The organism is Flocculibacter collagenilyticus (assembly GCF_016469335.1).
Classification (GTDB): Bacteria; Pseudomonadota; Gammaproteobacteria; order Enterobacterales; family Alteromonadaceae; genus Flocculibacter; species Flocculibacter collagenilyticus.
The window spans coordinates 3,259,587-3,277,521 of record NZ_CP059888.1 but is presented as its reverse complement, the minus strand read 5'-3'; the positions used below and the strand labels follow the sequence as shown (position 1 = coordinate 3,277,521).

Here is a 17,935-nt window from a genome sequence, read left to right as displayed (position 1 = left end):
TATTACGTTTTAAATCCTCATTTTCTAACAAGAAAAAGGAATTGGTATTATGGGCAAATCCGTCCAAAAAATTACTGAAAACGTTAGCCTAATTGCATCTGCAAATACGTGGATTGAAGGGCTAGCAATTCAACAATTGATAAAAACATCAACATTAACTGGTATGCACCGTGTTGCCGGCATGCCAGATCTGCATCCAGGAAGAGGCTATCCAATTGGAGCGGCATTTTTCACAACGAATAAGATCTATCCTGCTTTGGTAGGTAATGATATTGGCTGTGGTATGGCGTTATGGCAAACCTCAAAGGCTGTGTCCAAGGTAAATATAGATAAATTAGCTAAAAAGTTTGAGCATATAGAACACCCTTTAGATGAAAGCTGGTCACCGATTATTAATACGCGCAAAGCTGAGAAAGGCATAACCATCAATGCCTTTGATCATGCTTTAGGCACTATTGGTGGAGGGAATCATTTTGCCGAGTTTCAGGCCATTGAACATGTTTATGATCAAACCGCTCTAACGGAGCTCGGCTTAAATGAAAAACATTTACAGTTGCTAGTACACTCTGGCTCTAGAGGCTTGGGGCAATCAATTTTGGTTAATCATATTACGGCGCATAATCATGACGGTTTAACCGAGATGGACGAAGACTTTCTTGATTACATGAATAAGCATAATGAAGCTGTTCGTTGGGCAGAGCTTAATCGCGAATTAATTGCCAAACGTTTTTTAGAAGCGATAAGAACTAATGGTTACTGCACTCTAGATGTAAATCACAATTTGGTTTCACCTAAAGTAATTGATGAACAAGCCGGCTGGTTACATAGAAAAGGTGCAACACCAAGTGACAACGGCTATGTAGTGATTCCTGGTTCGCGCGGTGACTATAGCTATTTGGTAAAGCCATTGATCAATAAGCATGAAAACATGTCGACAAGTTTATTTTCTTTAGCACACGGTGCAGGAAGGAAATGGAAGCGTGGTGAGTGCCATAGTCGGTTAGGTCATAAGTACAAGCGTGAAGACTTATATCGAACGGCGTTGGGTAGCCGGGTGGTATGTGGTAATAAAGCGCTTTTATACGATGAAGCACCACAAGCCTATAAAAAATGTGAAACAGTGATTAGCGATATGGTTGATGCTGGTCTTATTGACGTGGTGGCAAAATTGCGCCCGGTTTTAACCTTTAAAACAAATGGAAATTGTTCATCATGATATTACTTCAATTATCCGCAGGCCAAGGGCCTGTTGAATGTGGAAACGCAGTAGGGTTAGCGCTAAAAGCAATTGAAAAACAATGTAAAGCACAAGGTATAAAACTAGAAACTATTGAAGCCATTGAAATGAGCACGCCGGCTTGTTTTAAATCTGTATTAATGCAGCTTGATTCTGGCAAAACACCAGATGCCAAGCGGTTAGCTGCATCTTGGCAGGGAACCATGTTATGGGTATGCCAAAGTCAGTTTAGATCAAAGCATAAGCGTAAAAACTGGTTTTTTAGCGGACACATGTACGAAATAAATGATATTCAGTTTGATCGAAGCATTACTTTTCAAACGTGTAGGGCGTCGGGAGCTGGCGGACAACACGTTAATAAAACGGACTCTGCGGTTAGGGCTGTACACACCGAGACGGGAGTGGCAGTAAGAGTTGAAAGTGAAAGAAGTCAGCATGCTAATAAGCGTTTAGCTAGGGCATTATTATTTCAAAAACTAGAAGCGACCAAGCATGCACAATTGTCGTTGCAAGAAAAAGCACGCTGGCAACAACATTGGGAGTTGGAGCGCGGCAACCCAGTAAAAACATTTAAAGACGAAAAATTCGCTCTAGTTGACTAGGGCGAGATAGGTACCCAAGGGTATTTAAACTCTTCGTATTATCGCGGCTGCAAAATCCGATAATTAATAGAGTATTTAATATGTTCAGTACTAGAAACAAGCTTTGGAGACGGTCAAAGCAAAAGAAAAATAAAGCAGCACTACTCACAGAGAAAAGACATACTCCAGAGAAAAACTGGAAGTTAACGTATCGTCGTTCAGAGAAGTTGCATAGAGCCAAACAGCTGGGTATCGAGTACCCAAGAAAGACACTTAGGCAAACATTAGATGATGAAATGCCTATTAAGGATGAATAAGTGAAAAACCTTTTATTTATATGTAGTAGAAACCAGTGGCGTAGCCCAACGGGCGAGCAAGTCTGGAAAAATCATCCAGAGGTTGCAGCAAGATCGGCTGGAACAAGCCCAAAAGCCAAACGCACGGTAAATGTAAAAGACATTGAGTGGGCAGATGTGATTTTCGTTATGGAAGAAAAACACAAAAGTAGGCTAAAAGCACAGTTTACTCGGCTTCTAGATTATAAAGATTTACAAGTACTTGATATTCCAGATGAGTATCAATACATGGATGAAGAGTTAGTCTCAATTATCAAACAAACTGTGAGTAGCTATTTAAGGTTAACGTAGCGAGTACACAATACATCAAATAAAGTACATCAAATAAAGCACAAAAAACAAAGTAACAAGTACAGAGGACAGAACCATGTAATTCCATCTCAGCACAGCAATGCAGACATCTCGTAATACTATTTCACGGGAACGTTTTGCTGTGCTTTTTTATTTAAAAGTCGAGCGATTGCTCGACACTTAACGAAGTAAAAATGGAGTTATATGATGAGATTTAAATATCCGCGCACCCCGCATTTACCTTGGTCACCGGGTGCTACAAGCGACGATATCCACCAAGGTAATTTAAGTTATTTTACTGGCAAGCAAGTTGTTGTAACTGAGAAAATGGATGGTGAAAACACCACCATATATCCTAACTATGTGCATGCCCGCTCGCTAGATAGTCGCTTTCATCCATCACGAGCTTGGGTTAAGGCGCTACAAGCGAAAATTGGTTATAAAATCCCTCAAGGCTGGCGAATTTGTGGTGAAAACCTGTACGCCAAACATTCTATTGAATACCGCGCTTTGAGCAGTTATTTCATGGCTTTTTCAGTATGGAATGAGCGCAATGAATGTTTAAGCTGGGATTACAGTAAAGCGTTTTTTAATCAGCTTGGTTTAGTTACACCAAAAGAGCTATATATCGGTTTATGGTGTGAAAAAACAATTAAAAATATGGTGTTAGATACCAAGCATCAGGAAGGTTACGTTGTGCGAGTGGCTGAAGGTTTTCACTTTAAAAACTTTGCTCAAAACGTTTCAAAATGGGTAAGAACCAATCACGTGGTTACCGATAAGCACTGGATGCATGCTGAAGTTGTACCGAATCGCTTAGCGAGCAATATACCGTTAAAAAATAAGGGAGAAGAAGATGAATAAGCTAACATCATGGTTAGACAGCTTAGCTTTAGATCACACCCCCGATTTTGATGAATGTGTCTCTTTTTTAGGGAGTTACTTCCCACTATTACACGAATTTGAAGGCACTGAGCAAGATAAGGTATGGCATGCTGAAGGAAATGTAGCTATTCATACCAACATGGTTTTAGGTGAGCTGTATAAGTTATTAAGCTCGGAAGCTAGTCATATCCAAGGTGTGCAACGGCAAATATTAATTTTGGCTGCCTTACTGCATGATATTGCAAAGCCGATAACCACCCGACGGAAAGACATTTCAGGTATCGAGCGAGTAGTGGCACCAAAGCATGAAGAAGTGGGGGCTGGCTATTTAGCAACACGATTAATTGCACTGCCATTGGCGCATAAATCAATAATAACTATCATAGGGCTGGTTGGCTTTCATCAAGTACCTAAGCTTTTAGTGGTAAGAAATAAGGATTATAACGACTACTTTAATTTGTCTTTAAATGCGGATCTAGCGCTGTTGTATTGGCTAGAAATGGCTGATATGAAAGGACGATATTGCGATGACTTGGATGCCCAGCTTGATTTACTCGCGCAGTTTAAGCTGTTTGCTGAAGATTATGATCTTTGGCAAGTTAACGATCCAACTGAAAGCCAATTGAAGAGAATTCAAGTTAAGCCCTCTCATTATGAGCAAACATTCTTAAATGGTTATGCCATTAAGCAACTGGCAAGTGGCCAAATCAGTACCATTGAAGAGGCGACAGCTAAAAACTATGAACTCAGTCAGCATTACTGCCATCTGTTCATTATGTGCGGTATTAGCGGTAGCGGGAAATCGACTTGGATTGAGAATAACCTCGACGGTTTTGAAGTTATTTCGTTAGATGAAATTCGTAAGGCGTTAAATGGTAAACGTGAGTGCCAAAAAAATCGCGGACAAGTATTACAACTCGCTAAATCTCGGTTAAAAAGTGCATTAGCAAATAAACGGAATGTAGTTTGGGATGCGACGAATATCCGTAAAGATTTTAGAAGTGTTATTTGCCAATTAGGCGAAAACTATGGTGCATTAATCACTATAGTTGCTTTTCAGCTAACCGAGAAATACCTTAGAGCCAATAATCAACATCGCAAATTTGCGGTAAGTGACTCAGTTATTTCTGATCAGATTAACAAGTTAGAATGGCCTTGGGTTACTGAAGCACATCGAATGCTGATTATTGGAGAAAAGGGCAAGGAGCTTTATAAATACGGTGATTTTGACTAGTAGCTGAACTTTTACAGCTTTATTCACGCCGTTGAAAATAAAAGTTACCTAGCAGGGTTTAGGTAACTTTTATTTAAAATGTTGTATCGCCGGCTAATTTTTTTAAAGCAAACTTTCCTCGTTCAGCAACAGCTGAGGAGCTATCTTGAGCAAACTTTTCAGCTAGAACCAGTGATTCACTTCCAAGGTTGTTTAGCTCCTTGATTAGAATTTCTGCTGCTACCCTTCGAGCTTGAGAGGAGCGATCATTCGCTGCTAAATGCAGTGTGGGCAAAAGCGGTACTTTTGTTGCCAAAGGGCGCTCAGCGACCAGTGTTTTCATTCTGCCTTCGTTGTATCGCTTATCTGTCCATTCCCATTCTCGTCCAGCAAACCAACTTACTTTACCTTCAAGTAGGCTTCTATATGCCTTAGCGCGCAAAGCTGGCTGAACTGCATTGGCTGCAATTTCCTCTAAGCTATTATCCAAAACATCAATTTGACCTATCTCTGACAAGATTGATGCTAAAGGTCCAGCTGATGAGTGTATTAATTTCAACTTTATATGTTTAGCTATTTCTTTATTCGATAATGTATTAAGTAAGGCCATCCTATTTAAGGGGGCGATTCTTTTCCATGAAGACCAGTGGCTCAGTGTAAAGCAAATAACGTCGGCTACATAAGGTGGCTCTGAGTTAATGAGTACATTAGCAAGTATGTCTTGTGCTGCTTTTCTTACCTGTGGAACCCAATCGTTAAGTCTTCTAACTACAAGCGCGAGGAATAGCCTGTTAGGAAGTTTGTCGTTGATGGTTCTTAGTGCTTTTTCTCTTCGGTAGCCATCCCAACTACATAAATCAAGCAGTGTGATCCGGGGAGAGTTGTCTTCCCAAAACTTCCACTTATTAGTGCTCTCTGAAGATAAGGCTTGATCATATTGATCTCGAATAAATGTTTCCCAGTATTCTAAATTGGACAAAGGTAATTCAGATGTTGCCTCAATGACTGGAGATAAGTCAGCCACTATTTTACTCGTTGGCTTTTTTGAGGCGACAAATTCACTTATTGCAGCAGATATCTGGTATTCAAACTTATTTTGTTCAACCATAGCTATGTTCCTGTTATCTATTAGTAAGTTAGCCAAGTTCCCTTGGCTAACAATTACCCCTTTCCAAAACCGACTTAAATAGCTGATTAAGCGAGGCAAAGTCACTATCTTTCTTTGTTGCCTTGGCGGTGTAGTTTTCAAGGCGAGTTAATTCATCTTCAATAAATTGATTTATTATCGGCACAGCTACGCCGTATTCTTTTTCTTGGCTTGCACGCTTTCGCACTAGTAGCTCTGATATTGCATCATTAAGTGGCAGATTATCTGCTATTAATGTTCGCAAAACTTCAAACGCTATTGGTGCTGGTTCGTCATACTTTTCTAACCATCGAATTGCTAACAGCGGCCTTAGTACATAAAAGTATTTTTTTAGTGGCACACGGTCTTTTTTAAGGTATTCGCGAAAGTTGCCTTTTGCCATGTGCAAATAGTGGTAAATCCCCCTATGCGATGAAGCGATAGTCGGCAATAGGTCACGTGCTTTTGTCGCAAAGTGATTATCATCTACATATACGATGGGGGACTGTAACCATTCGATGAACGCAGGATTTGATTTTTTGAACAGCTTAAGTGCTTTTCTAACGTCCCAGCCGTTTATGTCGATTTCATCAACAATAGGGTATTCGATAACGTCACGCTTATCTTCAAGATCGACGGCTAAATACCAGTCTTTTGGGTGTGCGTAAATAAAACGTACGTCGTAATCACTGTTTGCACTCGCAAAGCCCCAAGCGCGACTGCCAGATTCTATTGCGTAAATCACTTTAACATTGTGCTCTTGTTCAGCAGCGTTGATCCTGTGTAGTATTTCTTTTTTTACTTCAGGAGCGATAACCTCCTTATTAAATGTATTACTCATATTTTCCTCTTACTGCTTCTAGTTCATCTAAACGTTTAGATTGAACAAGGTTCGGTATTGAATGGCCTACTCGTCCTAATATCTATTTGCCAAAGTTGATCAGACTCTTGTTGAGTAGTGATTTCTAGGTTTAGAAAGCACTGAATTACGTTAATATTAGTGGTTGTATGCAAACTTGGTTTGGTGGTGGTGAAGCTACCATGCCCAGCCAATGCAAATGGCAATAACAGTTGATCTGCTAAGTACTCTTCAACAGCAGCATTCGCACTGATGAACTTTTTAACTCGATTAGCGCAGCGTTTCGCTACGTTTTCAGCCGATACGCCATGCTCGCCAATTGTTTCAAACACGTGAGTATGTGTATTGCTGTTAATATGCAATTGAAAGCTATTGCCTGTTCCTGCGGTTGTTACTTTTGAAACGGTTGCAGCTGCATCCTTCCATTCAAGAAGTTGTTTAGCAGTTGCGATCTCGCGCTGACCAATGCTTTTGGGAAGTAGGCTGACAAATGCATTTAGTTTACAGTTCTGAATATTTGAGGCTGCTTCACTACCTGCATTTAACAAATTTATAGGCGTTAGGCTTTCTGTTGGCTTAATGTTAAGTTGCCACTTGCCGCCACCAGCCGGATAAAAGCCAAGCCGTTCGGTATTAATCTCACAGTGTATCCCCATACTTTGCAAAATAGGCAAGTATGACTGCTTTAGAAAGCAAAGAGAGGGCGACATACCATTATGAGTGCCACCTTCAAATGTTATGTTTGACGCGGTTTGTGCTAACCCTAATACGGGTAAAATTGTTTGGCATACTAATACTGTGCTACCCGCTGTGCCAATTGAAAAGTGGTAATCTCCAGCTTTTACTTTGTTGGGTGCAAAACGAATACGGCTTGCACCAAGTTCAACACCAGCTACACTGGCATCACATATTTGTTGTGCTGCCAGTACGCAAGTTAAATGCTGGCGTAATAAACCGGGCTTATTTCTATTCGCTCGAATATTTATTAGTTCTATTGGCTGTTTGGTTAGCATAGATAGAGTTAGCGCTGTGCGTAACACCTGTCCACCACCTTCTCCTTGTGCACCGTCAATAACTAAATAAGACATACTGCTCCTTTAACCTTTTACACACACTATTTGTTTTAGGGTATAAACCACTTCAACAAGATCTTTTTGCGCTTCCATGACTTTTTCAATGTCTTTATATGCGTGTGGAATTTCATCAATGACAGATGCATCTTTACGGCACTCAACCCCTTGTGTTGCATCAATTTGATCTTGCACGCTGTAAATCTTTTTCGCCTTTGTTCGAGACATGACACGCCCTGCACCATGGCTACAGCTGTTAAAGCTTTCAGGGTTACCAAGCCCTCTTACAATGAACGAACGTGCGCCCATGCTGCCAGGAATGATCCCCATTTCGCCTTTTTCAGCGCGAACCGCCCCTTTACGGGTTACAAAGCAGTATTTACCAAAATGTCGCTCTCTTGAGATGTAGTTATGATGACAATTAACGGCTAACTCAGCAGTTGAAAAGTCAACGGGTAACTGCTTTTTTAGGGCTGCGATAGCATTGAACATCATTATCTCGCGATTTTTTGCCGCAAAGTCTTGTGCCCATTCAACGGCTTCAACGTAGTCATTAAAGTATTTGCTTCCTTCTTCTAGGTAAGCCAAATCCATATCGGGTAAATTAACTTGATGTTGCTGCATTTCTTTTTTAGCTAATTCAATAAAGTAATTGCCAATTCTATTCCCTACGCCTCGGCTGCCAGAGTGCAACATTATCCAAACCGTATTATTTTCGTCTAAACACAGCTCTAAAAAGTGATTGCCTGTTCCCATTGTTCCCAAGTGATTTACGTGATTACTTTTACTAATCGCTGGGTGCTTATGGCAAATTGCATCAAATCGCGCTTCAAGCTTTTTCCACTCTGTGGCTACTACATCAGGAATGTTATGCCAAGCACCTCTATCTCTTCGCCCTCGTTTACCACCCGTTCTACCATGCGGCACAGCCGCTTCGAACGCGTGCCTTATTGCAGAAAGGTTATCTGGTAATTGGCTAGCAGTTAATGTTGTTTTTGTGGCTACCATGCCGCAGCCAATGTCTACTCCAACAGCCGCAGGGATTACCGCGTCAACCGACGGGATCACGCTGCCAATGGTTGCGCCTTTTCCTAAATGTACGTCGGGCATGACGGCAATATGCGAATGAACCAATGGCATTTGAGCAATGTTTTTTAGCTGTTGTTGCGCTTCTTCTTCAAAAGGCACGCCTTTGGTCCACGCTTTAATGGTTGCTCGTCCTTCATTTTCTATAACGTTATAATTTTTACACATGTTGTTTTACTTATTTCTCTGTTCGTTTGTAAGCAAGATGACATTGCACCTTGTTTTCATATTCATATTTATACCCGTTCCACTTGAGCTTGCAGTGTTGTTGGCTGCGTGTTTTCACCTCGCCTAGCTGCACCTCCAATTGCTTTGGGTGTATACTTTTTGGTGGCTAAGTTATTTTCACTACGCCATTCATTAAGCCTTCCAAACCACCGTAAACGGTTAAACTGTCAATTTTATCTGCCACTTTTTCTAGGGCTTCAAGCTCTTTAAGCCGCATTAGTGTAGGATTGTTTTCCATGACTTTTGCGGTATTGTGCAAGCTTCTAGTTGCAGATGTTTCTTCTCTTCTTTTGATAACATTCGCTTCCGCTGCTTTTTGTGCCTCTACTACTTGGTTAAGTATGGCTTTCATCTCTCCTGGCAAGATAATATCTTTTACACCCACACTTAACAGTGTGATCCCCATGTCAGACAGCTGTGCGGTTACTAGGCCTTTTACGGTCTCATTGACATATAGCTTATCTAGTAAAATATCGTCTAATGTTTTGGTACCAACCGCTTCGCGCAACGCTAATTGCAATGCTTTGTAAACGTAATCGTTCACGTTATCCACGCTACTGGCCGCTAGTTCCGCATTGTGCACTTTGATACTGGCACTTAGGTTGATGCGAAGGCTTACTCGGTCTTTACTTAAAATCTCTTGTCCTGAGACCTCTAACATTTGTGCTCTGCAATCATAAGACTTTAGCTCAATTGTGTGATTAAACTGCCAAAAGCCATGCTGCCCAGCGGCTAACTTTTTGAATAATTGACCATTTAGATACAGCAAACCCACATGATCTTTTTCAACATTTACATTCGCGATTGGCTTCACTGCTATTGTGCGTTCACTTTTTATTAAGCGTGTTGCTGAGTTGGCTCCTGCGCGATTTATTAAGGATAATGTTTTACTATCGACTTCAATATGTTCTTCTATGGATATTCTTTCGAGTCGAATGTCGCCAGCATCTTTCCACAGATACAAGTGCTCGCTAGGTGCTACGATACCTGTTAGTAAATCATTCACATTCAATAAGCCTACTTCGTTATTTGCTAGCTTCCAGTGTGCAATATGCTCACTCAGCGTTGGATTATTCTTGTATAGCCGCTTTGCATTTTTTTCTGAAAAATACAGGTTGTTGATATCGTAAGAAACAAACGTCAGTTCGCCTTTAAAGTCCCAAATTTTGTGTTTACCCGGAATTAGCACACGCGCCAATTGTTCGTTTTTAAATACTAAAACTCTTTGATTTTCTGCTACTGTGATTACTTTTCTAAATACTAATTTTTTAAACATCTTTAATTTCCTTTTTACTCCGCAAATATTTTTTTGGGAGAGTAGGTTAGTAAGGAGCAGGCACATACTTAAAAAAGGCGGAAAGGTGTATTGCAGTGGGGAGCGTCCTGCTTGCCACTACAAAGCTTGCTTTCGCGTATATTAAGCATTGGTACTTACTGCTTACCAACAGCATGCCTATTTCACTAAATCAAGGTGCCGCGTTGTTGACTGCGCGCTTCCCCCAGCTACTTAGTTTATCTAAGTGCATGGAAGTCAGTTGCTTGTCGCTTAGCGGACTTTCACTAGTGTTGGGCATATATTGTTCATTTATTAAGGTGGGACTTGAACCCACAACAATCGAATGAAAGTTCGATGCTCTGCCAATTGAGCTACTTAAATGGTTACTTGATTAGGCATACACATTCGCATTGCTTAGTGCACCAGCGTGATATTTTAATCACAGCTAAATAATCAAGTACCTATGTAATTACAAGTCACGTGCCAAAGGTGTTTAAGTAGTTAAAAATAATTCATAACTAATTGTTTTATTGATTTATATTTTTATTTGTGCTGTTTTTAGTGCAGGCCGTGTTGTAATGTGTAACTAACGTATATATTATTTTGGATATTAAATGTATCTATTTGGATATTGAATTTGAAAAAGAAAACGGTTGCTGTCAGTTTAATTGGAACACAATTAGATTATGTTGGGAAAAGAGTGGATAGATGGGCGAGGTGGCGGCCCAATGTCAGTTTATGTAGTCAGGAAGATTTAATTATCGATCAACTTCACATGCTGCATGACAATCACAGCAACCGCCTTGCGAACAATGTTGCCGTAGATATTGAATCGGTATCTCCTGAAACTAACGTAGTACTTCATTTGGTTAACTTTAATGATCCATGGGATTTTGAGGAAGTATACGCCAAGCTATTTGATTGGTGTCAGCAGCAAACGTTTGATACAGATAAATATGATTATTTGTTTCATATCACCACAGGTACTCATGTTGTTCAAATATGTAGTTATCTACTCACTGAAAGCCGCCATTTTCCGGGGCGACTCATTCAAACGTCGCCCGACAAAGATAGTAAAAATAAGTCAATTGGCCGTATTCAAATTATTGATTTGGATTTGTCTAAATATGATCAGCTCGCCACCCGGTTTGATCGGGAGCATCTTGAAGGCAAAGCGTTTTTAAAAGGTGGGATTAAAACCAAGAATGTAGCGTTTAATCGTTTAATTACTCAAATAGAAAAAGTGGCTATTCGCTCTCATGATCCTATGTTACTAACAGGGCCTACAGGAGCTGGAAAAAGCCAACTTGCTACGCGTATTTTTCAACTTAAGAAAAAGCGTGCAATGCTTAAAGGCGATTTGGTGTCGGTAAACTGCGCCACGTTAAAGGGCGAAAATGCGATGGCGGCATTATTTGGTCACACTAAAGGTGCCTTTACTGGCGCTCAAAGTGCGCGAGAAGGCTTTTTACTCACCGCGAATAATGGCGTGTTATTTCTAGATGAAATTGGTGAGCTAGGTTTGGAAGAGCAAGCGATGCTTCTGCATGCTATTGAAAATAAAACATTTCATCCCGTTGGCAGTGATACACCAGTAAAGAGCAATTTTCAGTTAATTGCAGGTACGAATCGTAATTTAAAACAAGAAGTTAAGAAGGGCGCCTTTCGGGAAGACTTACTCGCCAGAATAAATTTATGGGCGTATGACTTACCAGCACTAAAAGACAGAAAAGAAGATATTCCTGCCAACATTGATTATGAGCTGGATCGTTATGCCCAAATCACAGGGCAGCGAGTGCAATTTAACAAAGAAGCAAAGCTAGCCTTTGTAGATTTTGCAACGTCTAATAAGGCGTTATGGACCAGTAATTTTCGTGATTTAAGTTCAGCCATTACGCGCCTTTGCACCCTGGCTGACTCTTCTAGAATTACAGCGGTTGATGTAACAGATGAAATTGAGCGGCTGAATGTAGCTTGGTTTGACACAGAGCAGCCATCAACAGCAACGAGCTTAGCTAACTACCTATCGCCAGAAGCGATTGCTCAGTTAGATCACTTTGACGCGAACCAGCTTAGTTTTGTACTCGGGGTATGTGAACACCATAACAGTATGGCATCGGCGGGCAGGGAGCTATTCAATGTGAGTAGAACGATGAAGTCGCAACCTAATGACTCAAGCAGACTACAGAAATACTTAGGTAAATTTGGGCTTAAATGGCGTGATTTATCTTCCTAATACTCGTCTTTCATGTCTAACACGCCGGTTTAGCTGCAAACATTGCAAGCAGGATGCTTTGTAATGGCAAATTGATTAAATTGCATTGTTGCGGCATCGATCACAAGTATTTTACCGCTGAGTGTATCGCCGATCTGTGTAATGAACTTAATCGCTTCAGTCGCTTGTATGCAGCCAACCAAGCCAACAACCGGAGACAGTATGCCAGCTTCTGAACAAGTAAGCGTTTGTTCGCCAAACAGATGGCTTAAGCAGTGGTAGCAGGGGTGATTATGTTGCATGGTAAAGGTGGCTACTTGCCCTTCCATACGAATGGCGGCACCTGAAACTAACGGCACGTTTGTTTGATGGCAAAGGCGGTTGATTTGGTTACGAGAGGTGAGATTATCGGTGCAGTCTAACACCAGTGTGTGTGCTTTAATGGCTTTTTCAAGCTCTGTATCGTTTAAGCGTTTGTTGATGCAGTGAATAGAAACCTCGCTGTTAATTGTAGCCAGCGTTAATTTTGCCGACTCGGTTTTACTTAAGCCGACACTCTGCTCAACGTGTAAAACTTGTCGTTGTAAATTGCTATGCTCAACTTCATCGTCATCAACTAACGTTAGTTTGCCGACACCTGAAGCGGCAAGATATTGTGCAGCTGCACAGCCTAGGCCACCCATACCAATAATTAATATATTGCTATTCCATAACGCCTCTTGGCCATCAATATCGATACTTGGCATCATAATGTGGCGGCTATAGCGCATTAATTGGGCATCGGTTAGTGCTTTTTTTTCTGCTTTTGCTGTTGTCATTTGGGTTAACCAGTTACTCACATAAGAATGCGATTCGTAAAGTTATCTTAATACGCCATCATCCGCTAACAGTAATTATTTTCGAATCTTTTTTCTAACTAAGTGTTTGTTTGCTTAAAAACGCTAATTAAGTACGAAAGACTAGCAGGTTAGCGCTAAGCACTTTATTATCTTGAATAATAAAAATAAATTGATTTGAAAATACGATATTAACTAAACAGTAGGTAGGTATTATGGCGCACACCCACACGCAATCGTTTACCTCGTTACACGTAGCGGTTTTAACAGTGTCAGACACGCGGGATGAAGCAACTGACACATCGGGGGCATTTTTAGTGAAAGCGGTTGAGCAGGCAGGCCACGTCTTGGCTGAAAAGCTGATTATAAAAGATGATCTTTATCAAATGCGCGCGGTGGTATCTAATTGGATTGCCTCTAAAAATATACATGCTGTTTTGATCACAGGCGGAACGGGGTTTACTCAGCGCGATATTACGCCTGAAGCCATCACTCCGTTGTTAGATAGAAAAGTAGACGGCTTTGGCGAATTATTTAGGCATATTTCTTACACTGAAATTGGTGCGTCTACCGTTCAGTCAAGAGCGCTTGCAGGATTAGCCAATGGCACGATTATTTTTTGTATGCCTGGTTCTACAGGTGCCTGTAAAACGGCATGGTCCATTATTGAATCGCAAATTGACTCGTCTCATCGTCCTTGTAACTTTGTTCCCCACTTAAAAATAGACACCAGTAACGAGGCATAAAAGGTTAATTTAATGACAACATTAACGCACGTTGATCAATCTGGCGCAGCCAATATGGTCGATGTAACAGACAAAGCAGTGACAATTAGAACCGCAATCGCAGAAGGTTATATTTCAATGTCGCCCGCAACCATTGAAGAAGTGATTAACCATAAAAATAAGAAAGGTGATGTGATCACCACTGCGAAAATTGCTGGTATTCAAGCGGCAAAAAAATGTGCCGACTTAATACCGTTGTGCCATCCCTTAGCATTGTCTAAAGTGGATGTGGACTTTGATGTTCAGCCAAATGCTCAGCAAATAAGAGTACAAGCACTATGTAAGTTAGCAGGCAAAACTGGGGTAGAAATGGAAGCCCTTACCGCAGTAAGCGTTGCACTACTTACCTTATTTGACATGTGTAAAGCTTCTGATCCAGAAATGTGCATTCATGGCATCCGCGTAATTGAAAAAACCGGTGGAAAAACAGGCCACTGGCGTCATTCTGTGTAATTTAAAGAGTTGGTATTTAGCAGCAAGCGCTGAGAAGGAATAGGTAAATATGATTTCAGTACAGCAGCAAGACTTTAATTTTTCTGACGAATATCACAAGCTAATGCAAAACAATACAACTGACGGCGCGGTAGTGTGTTTTGTTGGCTTGGTAAGAGATTTTAATCAAGGAAATAGAGTAGAAAGCTTGCTGATAGAGCATTACCCCGCAATGACAGAAAAAGCGTTATCTGAAATTGTATTAACCGCTAAAAAAAAGTGGTCGTTGGGTAAAGTAAAGGTAATTCATCGTTTTGGCGAATTAGCACTAGGTGAACAAATAGTATTTGTGGGTGTGACGAGCCAGCATCGTGAGTCAGCGTTTGAAGCAAATCAATTTATTATGGACTACCTTAAAAATAGGGCGCCATTTTGGAAAAAAGAATTAACCAGCCATGGCGAGCGCTGGGTAGACGCAGAAGCTAAAGACAAACAAGCTGAATTAAAGTGGGAATAATTCCGCTTGTTTCCGACCCTGCAATGTTTAACCGATAATATGATCAAATAATTGAACCTGTACTACATCGCCTTTTTCATGTCCTGCATTTTCTTGTGCTAACACAATGTAACAGTTGGCGTATGACAGTGATGATAATATTCCCGAACCTTGTCCTGCGAGCGGCGTAACTTGTAGCTGACCTTGGCTATTTACCGACGCAATACCGCGCTGAAAGTCCATCCTGCCTGGTCTTTTTTTAATTTTATCTAACGTAATGGCGCTGATCGTTATTTTTACTGGTTGAGCAGTGCCCGACATGGCGTGAATGGCTGGAATAGCAAGTTGATGCAAGGTAACCGCCGCAGACACAGGATTGCCCGGTAAACCAAAAAATACACTATTTGGTAGTTCGCCAAATGCAAAGGGGTTGCCCGGTTTCATGGCGACTTTCCAAAAGTTAATATTGCCTAACTCGCTTAACACGTCTTTAATGTAATCAGCATCGCCAACTGACACACCACCCGAACTGATTACTACGTCGGCTTGTTCATTTGCGGTTAAAAAGGCGTTTTTAATCGCTGTTTTATCGTCGGCAATTATTCCCATAGGGATTACGTCAGCTCCCATACGGGTTAGCATTGCCATAATCACTTGGCTATTACTTTCGTAAATATCACCTTGTTGTAGTGGTTCGCCAGCTAGCCTTAACTCGTCACCAGTAGAAAATACAGCAACTTTCACTTTTCGATAAACCGTTACGTGGGCTAAACCCAATGAAGCCAATAAACCAATATCAACCGCTTTTAATTGGTGGCCTTGTTCAAACACCACCTGATTACGTTTAATATTTTCCCCTGCAAAGCGAATGTTATTATTTAGCTTAGCGGCGTGAGTAAGCGTAATGGTTGAGCCAATCGTATTACTTATGTTGGCTACGTTTTCTTGCATTACTACGGTATTTGCCGTTTCTGGTACTACGGCGCCAGTCATAATACGAATACACTCTCCGTGCTTTAATTCGCCTGTAAATGGTTGACCCGCTAAAGCCACGCCTGCTAGCTTAAAATCAGTCAATTGCCGTTCGTTAGAATGTAAGTGGTCATCGCGAAGTGCGTACCCGTCCATACTTGCATTATTAAAAGCAGGTACATTAATGGGCGAGTAAATTGCATCTGATAATACCCGCTTATCTGCTTCTTCAACGGTAATTAATTCGGTATCCGTTATTCTAGGAACAGCATTTAATAACTTTGTTAATGCTTGATTGAACGGCATTAAATCAGAACCTGTAAAGCAATCTGCCATGTTTATTCCTTCTAAATAAGCTTGCCATAAATAAAGTCTTTTAAAGTAAATTAGAGTAAAGTGTTCAGCAGCTTAGCATCGTACTTTTAGGAAAAACATGACAATCAGCTTTTATAATAATCATTTTTATAATAGCAATGCCAGTACATTAGCAGAGCAATACCTTGCCCTGTCTTTTGAAGAAGTACACCAAGACTGGTTTCAATTCTTAGCCGTCATCCTAGAAAAGCCTGATGCCCACATTCTTGATATTGGCGCAGGCGCAGGTCGAGATTCAAAATTTTTGGCCAAGCTAGCAGCTAAAACACACAGTGTTAATAATAATGTTCAAATATTAGCTGTAGAACCAGCGCAAAAATTATTAGACATAGGCCAAAAAAAGACAAAAAATTTAAGCGTTACATGGCTAAACGACGCTTTGCCAACACTTAATAAAATATCTGAGTTGGATACAAAGTTTGACTTGATTTTGCTTAGCGCAGTATGGATGCACCTTCCGCCCGAAGAGCGTTTACATGCAATTAATACACTTTCTCACCTTCTTAACGATGGTGGCATATTAGTAATTTCACTACGTCACGGCCAAACAGAAGAAGACTTAACTAAACGCGGCATGCATACCGTATGCGCTAACGAGCTTAAAAAGTTAGCAAATAGTATGGGCCTAAATTGCATACATGAGACGCCGTTTAAGCCAGATAAATTGGGAAGAGAGCACTTGTCGTGGCAAACACTGGTATTGCAAGCAAGGCGGATATAATGACGCGAGCATTGCAGGATAATTTTACCGATGCGCATGAAGCCTGTCGTTAAATTTGTAGGCGTTCCATTTTCAGGTTGAAAGCCTGTTACATTCATATTGAGCTTATCGAATAACCTTAATTTCAAGAGCTCGTGGAAATCTTGACCTATTACAACGGCGACTATTCATCGTGTTCGTAGCGCTCATGAAAAGGTATATGCTTTAACGCGGAAATGGTTGTATTGACGGTTCCCTGCAAGTCAACGCCGACTTCTTTTAATAAATCAATGAACGCTTTTTCCGCACCCTCACAATATTTATCGAGCTTTAATGCTTGCTCTAGTCCTTTTTGTGAAAGACGGTATAGTATTTTTCGTTTATCCTGATTCGAAGGTTGCTTTTCAATTAGCTTAAGCTTCAACAAACTCTTTAGGCGCTGAGCAATGAGCTGGTGGGATAACCCCAACGCTTTGGCGATGTCAGTTACTGTACTATTTTCCTTTACTGACAGAGATAACACGGTCGGCGAACATGAAACCGGAAAATCAATCCCCAGCTTCTTATAAATTACGTCTGCTTGCTCATTGATAAGCAGAAATAAATCAAAAAGACGTTTGTCGGTAAAAGCTACATTACTGTTAATGTAATTTTCAAAGTCTGTCAAAAGTTCACTCTTTCGTAGAGTGAAAGTAGCTAAATTCTTAAACCAGCTAATATTGTGTAAACTATGACCTATAGACAATCAATATCTTATCTATATTCAATATTTATTTGTCTTTATACTTTATCAAGAAGTAATTTCATTCCATTAAATCGCCAAGAACAGATTCCACAGTGTGGACTGAGTAAACCGTAAAAACCGATTTAATTAGGGTGTGTTGACCTTTCGAGTTCACTTTTGCAGCAGTTTGTT

The 17,935-nt window shown here is 40.7% G+C and carries 19 protein-coding genes and 1 tRNA gene; 11 read left to right on the top strand and 9 right to left on the bottom strand.

Going from position 1 to position 17,935, the window contains the following annotated elements:
* Positions 1-49: 49 nt before the first annotated feature.
* The 6 genes from HUU81_RS14540 to HUU81_RS14515 all read left to right on the top strand — a co-directional run bounded on the left by HUU81_RS14540 (position 50) and on the right by HUU81_RS14515 (position 4,584).
* Positions 50-1,216, top strand: coding sequence for an RNA ligase RtcB family protein (locus HUU81_RS14540; protein ID WP_199609645.1), 1,167 nt, complete (start codon positions 50-52; stop codon positions 1,214-1,216).
* On the top strand, positions 1,213-1,839 hold the full coding sequence (prfH, locus tag HUU81_RS14535; protein WP_199609644.1) for a peptide chain release factor H: 627 nt from the start codon (positions 1,213-1,215) through the stop codon (positions 1,837-1,839). Before HUU81_RS14540 ends, prfH begins: the two co-directional genes overlap by 4 nt.
* Positions 1,840-1,919: 80 nt before the next feature.
* On the top strand, positions 1,920-2,135 hold the full coding sequence (locus HUU81_RS14530; protein ID WP_199609643.1) for a hypothetical protein: 216 nt from the start codon (positions 1,920-1,922) through the stop codon (positions 2,133-2,135).
* A complete protein-coding gene (locus HUU81_RS14525; RefSeq protein ID WP_199609642.1) occupies positions 2,136-2,465 on the top strand; it encodes a low molecular weight protein tyrosine phosphatase family protein in 330 nt (109 codons plus the stop codon).
* Positions 2,466-2,669: 204 nt separating this feature from the next.
* A complete protein-coding gene (locus tag HUU81_RS14520) occupies positions 2,670-3,329 on the top strand; it encodes an RNA ligase family protein (RefSeq protein ID WP_233520517.1) in 660 nt (219 codons plus the stop codon).
* Positions 3,322-4,584 (top strand): AAA family ATPase, encoded by a 1,263-nt coding sequence (locus HUU81_RS14515; RefSeq protein ID WP_199609641.1) that lies wholly within the window; start codon positions 3,322-3,324, stop codon positions 4,582-4,584. The genes HUU81_RS14520 and HUU81_RS14515 overlap by 8 nt, the downstream gene beginning before the upstream one ends.
* 73 nt (positions 4,585-4,657) lie before the next feature.
* On the opposite strand, the gene HUU81_RS14510 is transcribed toward HUU81_RS14515, so the two are convergent.
* The 6 genes from HUU81_RS14510 to HUU81_RS14485 form a co-directional block, all read right to left on the bottom strand.
* Positions 4,658-5,671 carry a hypothetical protein gene (locus HUU81_RS14510; protein ID WP_199609640.1) on the bottom strand — a complete coding sequence of 338 codons (1,014 nt, stop codon included), beginning with the start codon at positions 5,669-5,671 and terminating at the stop codon, positions 4,658-4,660.
* Between the two features lie 46 nt (positions 5,672-5,717).
* Positions 5,718-6,530 (bottom strand): nucleotidyltransferase domain-containing protein, encoded by an 813-nt coding sequence (locus tag HUU81_RS14505; RefSeq protein WP_199609639.1) that lies wholly within the window; start codon positions 6,528-6,530, stop codon positions 5,718-5,720.
* A 35-nt stretch (positions 6,531-6,565) separates the two neighbouring features.
* Entirely contained in the window at positions 6,566-7,636 is a 1,071-nt protein-coding gene (gene rtcA, locus HUU81_RS14500) for an RNA 3'-terminal phosphate cyclase (protein WP_199609638.1), read from the bottom strand.
* Positions 7,637-7,645: 9 nt separating this feature from the next.
* Positions 7,646-8,872 carry an RtcB family protein gene (locus tag HUU81_RS14495; protein WP_199609637.1) on the bottom strand — a complete coding sequence of 409 codons (1,227 nt, stop codon included), beginning with the start codon at positions 8,870-8,872 and terminating at the stop codon, positions 7,646-7,648.
* A 166-nt stretch (positions 8,873-9,038) separates the two neighbouring features.
* Positions 9,039-10,208, bottom strand: coding sequence for a slipin family protein (locus HUU81_RS14490; protein ID WP_199609636.1), 1,170 nt, complete (start codon positions 10,206-10,208; stop codon positions 9,039-9,041).
* 309 nt (positions 10,209-10,517) lie between these two features.
* Positions 10,518-10,590, bottom strand: a tRNA-Glu gene (locus tag HUU81_RS14485).
* Positions 10,591-10,845: 255 nt separating this feature from the next.
* Between HUU81_RS14485 and rtcR the strand changes: the two genes are divergently transcribed.
* Complete coding sequence (gene rtcR, locus HUU81_RS14480; RefSeq protein WP_199609635.1) at positions 10,846-12,444, top strand: RNA repair transcriptional activator RtcR; 1,599 nt, start codon at positions 10,846-10,848, stop codon at positions 12,442-12,444.
* A gap of 29 nt (positions 12,445-12,473) precedes the next feature.
* On the opposite strand, the gene HUU81_RS14475 is transcribed toward rtcR, so the two are convergent.
* On the bottom strand, positions 12,474-13,241 hold the full coding sequence (locus tag HUU81_RS14475) for a molybdopterin-synthase adenylyltransferase MoeB (RefSeq protein WP_199609634.1): 768 nt from the start codon (positions 13,239-13,241) through the stop codon (positions 12,474-12,476).
* 233 nt (positions 13,242-13,474) lie between these two features.
* Between HUU81_RS14475 and moaB the strand changes: the two genes are divergently transcribed.
* Genes moaB through moaE form a run of 3 tightly spaced genes read left to right on the top strand, consistent with a single transcriptional unit; the run spans position 13,475 to position 14,993 of the window.
* Positions 13,475-14,005 (top strand): molybdenum cofactor biosynthesis protein B, encoded by a 531-nt coding sequence (gene moaB / locus HUU81_RS14470; protein WP_199609633.1) that lies wholly within the window; start codon positions 13,475-13,477, stop codon positions 14,003-14,005.
* A gap of 12 nt (positions 14,006-14,017) precedes the next feature.
* Positions 14,018-14,497 carry a cyclic pyranopterin monophosphate synthase MoaC gene (gene moaC / locus HUU81_RS14465; RefSeq protein ID WP_199609632.1) on the top strand — a complete coding sequence of 160 codons (480 nt, stop codon included), beginning with the start codon at positions 14,018-14,020 and terminating at the stop codon, positions 14,495-14,497.
* A 49-nt stretch (positions 14,498-14,546) separates the two neighbouring features.
* A complete protein-coding gene (gene moaE, locus HUU81_RS14460) occupies positions 14,547-14,993 on the top strand; it encodes a molybdopterin synthase catalytic subunit MoaE (protein WP_199609631.1) in 447 nt (148 codons plus the stop codon).
* A gap of 27 nt (positions 14,994-15,020) precedes the next feature.
* Here the strand turns inward: moaE and moeA are convergent, their stop codons facing one another.
* Positions 15,021-16,280 carry a molybdopterin molybdotransferase MoeA gene (moeA, locus tag HUU81_RS14455; protein ID WP_199609630.1) on the bottom strand — a complete coding sequence of 420 codons (1,260 nt, stop codon included), beginning with the start codon at positions 16,278-16,280 and terminating at the stop codon, positions 15,021-15,023.
* Between the two features lie 97 nt (positions 16,281-16,377).
* On the opposite strand from moeA, the gene HUU81_RS14450 reads away from it, so the two are divergent.
* Positions 16,378-17,040, top strand: coding sequence for a class I SAM-dependent methyltransferase (locus HUU81_RS14450; RefSeq protein WP_199609629.1), 663 nt, complete (start codon positions 16,378-16,380; stop codon positions 17,038-17,040).
* Positions 17,041-17,203: 163 nt separating this feature from the next.
* Here the strand turns inward: HUU81_RS14450 and HUU81_RS14445 are convergent, their stop codons facing one another.
* Complete coding sequence (locus tag HUU81_RS14445; protein WP_199609628.1) at positions 17,204-17,686, bottom strand: MarR family winged helix-turn-helix transcriptional regulator; 483 nt, start codon at positions 17,684-17,686, stop codon at positions 17,204-17,206.
* Positions 17,687-17,935: the final 249 nt, after the last annotated feature.

Coding starts and splice junctions, on each gene's coding strand:
- HUU81_RS14540 (WP_199609645.1), top strand. CDS start 50: ATGGGCAAATCCGTCCAAAAAATTACTGAAAACGTTAGCCTAATTGCA.
- prfH (WP_199609644.1), top strand. CDS start 1,213: ATGATATTACTTCAATTATCCGCAGGCCAAGGGCCTGTTGAATGTGGA.
- HUU81_RS14530 (WP_199609643.1), top strand. CDS start 1,920: ATGTTCAGTACTAGAAACAAGCTTTGGAGACGGTCAAAGCAAAAGAAA.
- HUU81_RS14520 (WP_233520517.1), top strand. CDS start 2,670: ATGATGAGATTTAAATATCCGCGCACCCCGCATTTACCTTGGTCACCG.
- HUU81_RS14515 (WP_199609641.1), top strand. CDS start 3,322: ATGAATAAGCTAACATCATGGTTAGACAGCTTAGCTTTAGATCACACC.
- HUU81_RS14510 (WP_199609640.1), bottom strand. CDS start 5,671: ATGGTTGAACAAAATAAGTTTGAATACCAGATATCTGCTGCAATAAGT.
- HUU81_RS14505 (WP_199609639.1), bottom strand. CDS start 6,530: ATGAGTAATACATTTAATAAGGAGGTTATCGCTCCTGAAGTAAAAAAA.
- rtcA (WP_199609638.1), bottom strand. CDS start 7,636: ATGTCTTATTTAGTTATTGACGGTGCACAAGGAGAAGGTGGTGGACAG.
- HUU81_RS14495 (WP_199609637.1), bottom strand. CDS start 8,872: ATGTGTAAAAATTATAACGTTATAGAAAATGAAGGACGAGCAACCATT.
- HUU81_RS14490 (WP_199609636.1), bottom strand. CDS start 10,208: ATGTTTAAAAAATTAGTATTTAGAAAAGTAATCACAGTAGCAGAAAAT.
- HUU81_RS14475 (WP_199609634.1), bottom strand. CDS start 13,241: ATGACAACAGCAAAAGCAGAAAAAAAAGCACTAACCGATGCCCAATTA.
- moaB (WP_199609633.1), top strand. CDS start 13,475: ATGGCGCACACCCACACGCAATCGTTTACCTCGTTACACGTAGCGGTT.
- moaC (WP_199609632.1), top strand. CDS start 14,018: ATGACAACATTAACGCACGTTGATCAATCTGGCGCAGCCAATATGGTC.
- moaE (WP_199609631.1), top strand. CDS start 14,547: ATGATTTCAGTACAGCAGCAAGACTTTAATTTTTCTGACGAATATCAC.
- moeA (WP_199609630.1), bottom strand. CDS start 16,280: ATGGCAGATTGCTTTACAGGTTCTGATTTAATGCCGTTCAATCAAGCA.
- HUU81_RS14450 (WP_199609629.1), top strand. CDS start 16,378: ATGACAATCAGCTTTTATAATAATCATTTTTATAATAGCAATGCCAGT.